This is a genomic window from Herbaspirillum sp. Sphag64 (assembly GCF_014192645.1).
Classification (GTDB): Bacteria; Pseudomonadota; Gammaproteobacteria; order Burkholderiales; family Burkholderiaceae_D; genus Herbaspirillum.
The window spans coordinates 1-7,354 of record NZ_JACHYE010000028.1 but is presented as its reverse complement, the minus strand read 5'-3'; the positions used below and the strand labels follow the sequence as shown (position 1 = coordinate 7,354).

Below are 7,354 nucleotides of genomic sequence, written 5' to 3'. Positions count from 1 at the left end.
TGTTCTTCTGAAAAACGCTTCTTCATGTCTAATCTCCTTACAGGATGGGATTAGACTCTAATTTCGAATGCTACTCAAATGTGGGGAGACGTCGGTAGGCATATCAACAAATTCGATACTTTTTAGGACAGCAATTATCTTCTCCAGAGCGCTGTCCTCAGGGTAGTTAAGGTTCATGACAGGTACGTTATAAAGGCAAAGAACTTGTGGCCCATCGTGCTGGAACAGGCAAAAATTGAACATGCGTTGACGGAGAGTTTCCTCTCCTGTGATTTCATCGTTAGTGTTTCCGATACCTGACCAGTTCAATCGGGCCAAGTTAATTGGAGGAATCCTCGACCATCCCATGGTGCATAACGTGCTGCCTTATTGGCTTCGTATAGCTTCCCAAACCACATCGTTTCCTGAGTTGCATTGCCATAAAAAGCCGCCAGTCGACTTGGTGTTACGATGCAATAGCGCCGCGTCGACTTGTTCAACACAGTAAGGCCTTGACGCCGATACGGCCGATGGCACTGGTGTCATCCATGCCAGCAATACCGGATACGATGGTGGCAAATACCAGCGGAGCAATGATCATCTTGATCAATCGCAGGAAGGCATCTGTCACCAGAGAGAAGTAGCCGGCCAGTTCCTTGGCCGCTGCTGCGTCGGCCGTGAAGCGATGGCACAGATAACCGACGGCAACACCGAGGACCATGCTGAGCATGATCATGCGGGTAGTTTTGTTCGATGTTTTCATGAAACGATTTCCCTGGGCTTTTTCAAAAGTGGGCGGAATTTACTAAAACAGCAGTGAGCGCGGTTGTTTAGGTGAATCATTGCTGTAACGGCACAGATTCATCGGGCCAGTTCGTAAAATATTTCTTAAGGGAAATGTTGCAGCTTGCGACGTCAGTTTATCGGTGATGTGGGGTGGGAGTCGTTTGTTTGGTGTTTACCCCCTTTGCATTTTCGGTTTTAGTCGCATTGAATATGTATCCACCTTCCTCTGCGTACCAACCCATAGAGACATTTTTTACCAGAAAACTACAGTCTCTTAATACATGAACTTGGGTTGTTCCAAATTTATTTAGACTATCAATTGTTGGTGTGGAAATATTACTCTCTGCGGCATTTACATTACATATAAGTTGAGCGGCGATGAGGCAAAGGGAGACAGTGTCTTTTAATTTCATGGCCGTCTCGGTGTGAAATCGTCAGGATCATAATTGAGATTTCCATTTGCGTCAGGAAATGTGGATTTGTCCAACAATACTATTTGAGCCGCTGTATATGCCTGAAAACGCGCCACAATGCCATTGACTGACGTATATGATGTCGTTGGCATACCGACATTCACAGTTCCAGCAACATTTCCAAAACTATTATTTGTGTAATAAATTTTTGGCTTACCGTTGACGATTTTTTTAGCTCGCTCATTAGGCGCATATCTATCGGCCAATAGTGCAGCCTGAGTCCACGCCCAATAGGCGCCTGCACTGTCAGCCACAGAATACAGACTTAGTATTTCAACATCTCGCCACTTTAATATGTGCACTGGTAAGTTGAATAGTTCATCAGAGAGTGGAACGTTACTCTTCTGTAAATTAGCCTGTTTAGCAGCTTTGTTGAGTTGAATTTTTAAGCTGTCGGCTATGATTTTTCCGGTAAATTCCCAATATTTTATGTAATTATCGGGCCAAGTTAATTGGAGGAATCCTCGACCATCCCATGGTGCATAACGTGCTGCCTTATTGGCTTCGTATAGCTTCCCAAACCACATCGTTTCCTGAGTTGCATTGCCATAAAAAGCCGCCAGTCGACTTGGTGTTACGATGCAATAGCGCCGTGTCGACTTATTCAATTCGGTACAGTATTGGTTCACCAAAGTTTGACGAATAATAACTTTTTCAGAAACCCATTGATGGTTGTGTTCTCTCATAGCGGTCATCGGAAATAGTTGAATCATTTCGTCTCCACTCAACCACCCACACTTCCTGAAATGTTTAATAAACTCCGTCGGATGAAAACGCCACTGTGCGTCTGTGTACTCTTGCGGTAATCCATCAAAGGTCATCGCCCGTAGATGATTGACATACTCTGCCCAACCCTCCGGATTATCCTTGTAGCCGTATCCCACTTCCTTGAGCCATTCGTAACGCTCAACCATGGCGTGCTTGTCCCACTCGCAGGGGAATTTGCAAATCGCCCTGCGCATTGCTTTGCGCACGTCCTTATCACCCAACCGTCTCGATAAGTTGACGTCATCCTTGTTGCGATCAGGATTGGGTTGATCGCCTTCTGCCCGGATCAGTGCCTTGAGTCTTTCTGAATCACAACGCTGGTCATTGGGACTGGTATCGTCGTCGTAACAGTTCCAGCCAAATTGCGGCAGGAAATCGGCATCGCTGAATTTATAAGTACCCGGCGCATTCAGGTCTGCCCAGACTGACTTACCCTCCAAGGTTCTGATCTTGCGCCAATGCGCCGCATCGTCGGGTAGTGAGTCTTTATCTGTTTCACTCCGCCCGATATTGCGACCGAAGCGCAATAACTCATACCAGCCAGAGGGGCTGCTTTTTACTGCGGGATGTGCCTTGATCAGGCTGTTGTGACGATCGGTGGCTTCTTTGTACAAGTTGTATTCGGCGTCGGCATCTTGTCGTGTGGCACCTAGCTGACCGTTGATGCCGTAGCTGGTGAATGCACAGCTACCGGGCGTTTTGCCTTCGTTCCCGTAATCGAGTTTGATCCATTGGGCCGTGCCGAGCGTGATGTCGGTTTCAGCGCGAAGATGATCGGTGGGTGCTTTGAGACTGATCGGCGTCGTGGCTGGCAGATAAATGTAGAGGCTGCCGAAGATGCTGTCGGTACGACCGTCTTTGGTGGGAATGGCTTCTGGGTCTAACCAGCCGGGCTCGCGCCCGATGATTTTTTTGAGGTTCTCGGTGTCGCAGCAGATCTCAAAGTGCAGCTGTTTGGTATGTCCATAGACCTGACCGGCTACGCCCAATTTATCCTTGCGATAGACCTTTTCTCCGACTCCTGCCGTGATCAGAATACGGACAAGGTGCATGTAGACACTGTAGCAAGTAATGCTGACTGGCTGGTCGCCGTCTGCACCGATTTCGGTCGTGTGTTTGAGGATGACGCAACCGTTATCGGTCCAGCCATCCTGGTATTGTTGACCATGCTGGCGGTCTTCGGTGAAGCGTGTCGGTTTGCACCGGAACACGACCTCGCCATCGGCAATCGCGTGTACTGGATAATCGTGACTACCCGCGTCCTTGGCTTGCAGATGAATGCCGTTGTGCCACATCAGGTGACTCGCAACCGGGAAGGTCCCGTCTTCTGCACCAGTGCCGCCAATCATGATGCTGGCAGTTGGGCACATGGCGTTTTCTGTGATCTCGTCGTCGGTTAGTCGGGGAGTCGCTGTGGATCTCCCTTTAACGCGGAGTTGATCGTCTTCTTTGACGACCGGCAAAATGAATGGGGGGCTGATGATCATTGGAGAGTTTCCTTGAATTAACGAGAGACAATGAAGTCGTCATCAGTTTTGCCACGTTCAGTAGGCAACACCGGCAAGACTTGCGGCAACGCCGCTGGCCCCTGCAAGGAGAACTTATCTGCCTTCCAGTGGATCTCGCCAAGCGTGCCGCTCTCAATGCCCAAGGGGCCAATGCGCAGATAGGAGCCGCCGCACTTGAGCAGGATGGCTTCTTTGGCGTTGATTTCTACCTTGCCGTTGACGCTGGTAATCGTCAGGTTATTGTCGGCAACGGCGTGTATTTCGTCGCTTTGCGCCTGTATCTCGATCTTTCCTTTGCTGGCGAACAGTTTCATGCCGCATTGCTGGGCAAACATCGATAGTCCTTGCCTGGCCGCGAGCAGGAAACGTTTGCCTGCGCTGATGCTGTGATCGTTGCCGCTGCGTTGCATGATCGTTTGACCAGCGGACAGGTTGATGTGACTCGGTGTGGCAGCAGCGATGCCGGCTGGAGCGGAGACCACGAGTGCGGCTTGCTGGAGGCCCTTGACGTAGTTGGTCAGCCAGTCGTATTCCGCTTGCAGGTCGGCGATCTCTGCTCTGGCAGCTTGACTGGCGTGGGCCAGTTCTTGGGACTCTGCTTGTAGTTGCTCCAGCAAGGTTTGTACTGCCTGCATTTCCAGTTGCAGACCCTCGGCGTTGGGTTGTGCATCGGCGGTAATAAGGACACCTTTGCCACCTCGGATTACCGCATGATTGTCGGTTCGGAGTTCAGCTCCTTCTCCGCGTTGCTGTCGTTGGCTATCGACTAGATGACCGAGGTTTAACTGACTCTTGCCGTGTTCGGTGGCGAGCTTGATGTGTTCTTCACCTTTCCAGTCTTCCATCCGCAGCTTGTTGTTGCTTTGGGTGCGGATGACGTTGCGGGAAAGCCAGCGGTGCTCGCTGATGATCAGGTCAGGGTGACGGCTGTTGTGGTGCAGGTGGGCGATGTAGGGTTTATTAGGGTTGCCGTCTGTGAAGCCAATTGCAGCCTCAGTACCGTCAATGATGGGGAAGTGAAAGCCGGTTTGATTGGCCCCGGCAAATGGTTTGGCTAGCCGTAACGGAACACTTTCATTGCCGGGGTTCCATTCCTCGAAATCAAGATCGAAGCGGACGGTGTAGTGGCCATTCTTGGTGATGTAGGCATGGGGGTATTGGCCCGGCGAGGTGACTCTTGCTGACAAGGTACCGGCAATCTTCGGCCAGTTGGCTTCGTTTAAAGGAAGTCGATAACGCCGGTCAGAGGGAATGGCGGTGTAGCTGTTTTTGTAGGCAGTATCACGTGCACCGCTGTGGGTGACGCTGATGATGACTTGGCCGTTGGGTGCATCTGGTAATGCATGGTCCATACGCAGGATACGCGCTGGACGTAGTTCGAGGATATTGCTTTCGCCGGTATAGACGATCTGGCTTGCGATTGCTGCTTCATGCCGTAATTGCGCTTCCCATTTGGCGCTGAGCTGGTCCAGGTGATGACTACCATAGACGTAGGGTTGGCCGTAGGTCGTAATGTCTTTACGGGCAACGTTGGCGTCATCCTTGAAACGCTCCCAGGCGGCATCGGGGTAATAGTCGGCTACCAGGTAGGAAGCAGGAACGGTCTGCGATTGCGTTTGTAAATTAAAAACGATTTCAGCATCGGCATCCAGTCCGGCGGCTTCACGATAGGGCACCTTGAGTTCGGGCTGGTAAATGTAGTGATCGATGTCGTCAGCAAAGACAATGATGTCGCCCAGCATGCCGGGGATAAAGTAGCTGTAGAGACCTTCCTGCTGCATCAACAGATGAATGAAATCCCAGTCACTTTGTTGATACTGCAAACGAAACGCATGTTGGGGACAGCTTCGTCGCGTTCTGAACTTGAAATTGTCTCCCGTGAACCCATGCCGACGCAGGATGGTTTCGATGATCTTTGGCGCGGTTTGATGCTGGAATACCCGACTGGCGTGGGTCAATCGCAATCTTGCCACCAGTGGTTCGATGACGAATTCGTAGCTGTGAAAGTCGTGGGTTTGTTTGAGCTTGTTGAAGTGGGTAATACAACCGGCGAATTCACGTGGCTCGCTTAGACCAGTACCCATGCTGAAACTGGCGTCCTTGCCGAGATAATCGGCGCGCTCCAGTTCCTGAGGATGGGTCAGCGTGATGGTGATCCGGTACGGCTCGCCCAAGGCTTCGACCGCTTCGAAGGAGACGACTGACAAGAATGCTGCGCTAGCCGTGCCGCGCACAGTAACGTGATATTGCTGCTGTCCGGTGATTGATGTAGAAAATTGACCTGCGGCTTGCCGTGCTGATTTCTCGATGGACATCTTGACCGCCTCCATGAAGTTTTTCAATGAAAGCGTGTGATGCTAGAGGTCTTTGATTGCGTTGGGCGATCCTTACCGCAATTAGGTCTTCACTTTCGATTTAGTCCGAGACGAAGACACCTATTGCACGGTGCACAAACACACCGTGCAAACCCTTCCTTAATTATTCATCCCAAAACTTGCTCAGGCTGGCGATGTGTTGATCCGATACATCGCGCAGCATGGTCGCTGCTGCCAGCGAGAGGCGAAACAAGTTGGCGCTATCGGATTCCCAATCGATGGCGCGGCCTCTTGTGCAGGATCGCTGTCCTGATTCAATTCATTGTTATCTTTCAGCGCACCCAGGACTGATTACTCGTCCGAATAAATCGGAGCGGATGGAATTGGATCTGCATCCTCAAGAAATTCAATACTACGAAGCATTTCCAAGACATAAGGCGTTAAATCACCTTTTTTACCTTCTTCAAGATAACCCATCTTGCCCCTGCCACATAGTGTCTTCGCATTACGGATCAGGCAATAGTACAGAGTACGTTGACGTCCCTCTTCGTCACCATTCAAGTCGTCTTCCGTGTAGGCGTAACCGCGTGCATTGATGTTGTTGAGTGGATAGAGTTTGATGGCACGTGCAAAATCACGACGTAGATTCATCATGCTTTCCTCACTCCATTGAGTTCCTGTCGCTGCAATGCGTTTATCAATATCGCGCACCCATTCATTACGCGCAGTATCAAAACGAACTGGATCTAAGTTTATTTCTCCATCGTCGACTGAATAACAGGTGAAACCAAAATAAAACGGTGCAATATATTCTTTGGTTTTTAGATTCAATGGATTTTCGACCGTCAATTTACCACCTCCTTTGCCATCATGTTTAGAGAAACGAATAGTAATTTTTCCAGTTACCGGTATTTTTAAAGATACATTACAGCCTGGCCCCATGTTGGCTTCGTGCTTTTTTGTTCTTTTAAATGCAGTATCGTTTGCTTGCAGCGTCAGCGGCCAGAGCAATATCAGCAGGCTTATCCATCGTTTCATGATTTATCTCCTCGGCGTAAAATCTGTTGGGTACATCACTGTAGGTTGACCGTTGCCATCTGGTAGTGAGAGCTCTGACAACACAGCTACCGCTACGCCATAAGCGCAGCAACGTGAATCAAATCCATTCAAGCCAGAATAATCGATCCTAGACACGGCACGAGGTGAATTCACCGCCGCGCTGGCCTTCCAGAAAGCTGGACTGCGATAGTAGGTTTTTGGACCAAGATTGCTTTCCACCACGCGCGCTTCAAGCACGTGTGGCGCATCGGCATGTCTGCCCATCCCCCTTGCTATCCAGTAGAAACCGGCACTATCGCTCGGTGCAAGAAGTGCTTCTTGCTCTGGAGGGTCAGGAGGATTAAGAGGCGCTTCCACATTGTTACGCCAGTCCTTAATTTCCTGAGTTATTCCCGTAAATTTTTCATCCTCTAAATCTGTATTACGCCTCTGATTCGGCGGTAATCGATAAATGGCGTTATAAACT

General features: G+C 50.0%; 5 protein-coding genes and 1 pseudogene. All 6 read right to left on the bottom strand.

Features of this window, described 5'->3' with window-relative positions:
* Window positions 1-484: 484 nt before the first annotated feature.
* Window positions 485-742 (bottom strand): annotated as a pseudogene (locus FHW66_RS20560) (cation:dicarboxylate symporter family transporter); the annotation flags it as partial.
* A gap of 157 nt (window positions 743-899) precedes the next feature.
* Window positions 900-1,178, bottom strand: coding sequence for a hypothetical protein (locus FHW66_RS20555; protein WP_183381694.1), 279 nt, complete (start codon window positions 1,176-1,178; stop codon window positions 900-902).
* A complete protein-coding gene (locus tag FHW66_RS20550) occupies window positions 1,175-3,493 on the bottom strand; it encodes a M23 family metallopeptidase (protein ID WP_183381693.1) in 2,319 nt (772 codons plus the stop codon). The genes FHW66_RS20555 and FHW66_RS20550 overlap by 4 nt, the downstream gene beginning before the upstream one ends.
* Before the next feature lie 17 nt (window positions 3,494-3,510).
* A complete protein-coding gene (locus tag FHW66_RS20545; RefSeq protein WP_183381692.1) occupies window positions 3,511-5,829 on the bottom strand; it encodes a type VI secretion system Vgr family protein in 2,319 nt (772 codons plus the stop codon).
* 351 nt (window positions 5,830-6,180) lie between these two features.
* Window positions 6,181-6,867 carry a hypothetical protein gene (locus FHW66_RS20540; protein WP_183381691.1) on the bottom strand — a complete coding sequence of 229 codons (687 nt, stop codon included), beginning with the start codon at window positions 6,865-6,867 and terminating at the stop codon, window positions 6,181-6,183.
* A gap of 3 nt (window positions 6,868-6,870) precedes the next feature.
* Window positions 6,871-7,354, bottom strand: a 484-nt coding sequence (locus FHW66_RS20535; RefSeq protein WP_221197080.1) for a hypothetical protein, incomplete at its 5' end; no start/stop codon positions are given.

Bases quoted from the DNA above. Each gene is read 5' to 3' on its own strand.
- FHW66_RS20545 (WP_183381692.1), bottom strand. From the start codon at position 5,829: ATGTCCATCGAGAAATCAGCACGGCAAGCCGCAGGTCAATTTTCTACA.
- FHW66_RS20555 (WP_183381694.1), bottom strand. From the start codon at position 1,178: ATGAAATTAAAAGACACTGTCTCCCTTTGCCTCATCGCCGCTCAACTT.
- FHW66_RS20550 (WP_183381693.1), bottom strand. From the start codon at position 3,493: ATGATCATCAGCCCCCCATTCATTTTGCCGGTCGTCAAAGAAGACGAT.
- FHW66_RS20540 (WP_183381691.1), bottom strand. From the start codon at position 6,867: ATGAAACGATGGATAAGCCTGCTGATATTGCTCTGGCCGCTGACGCTG.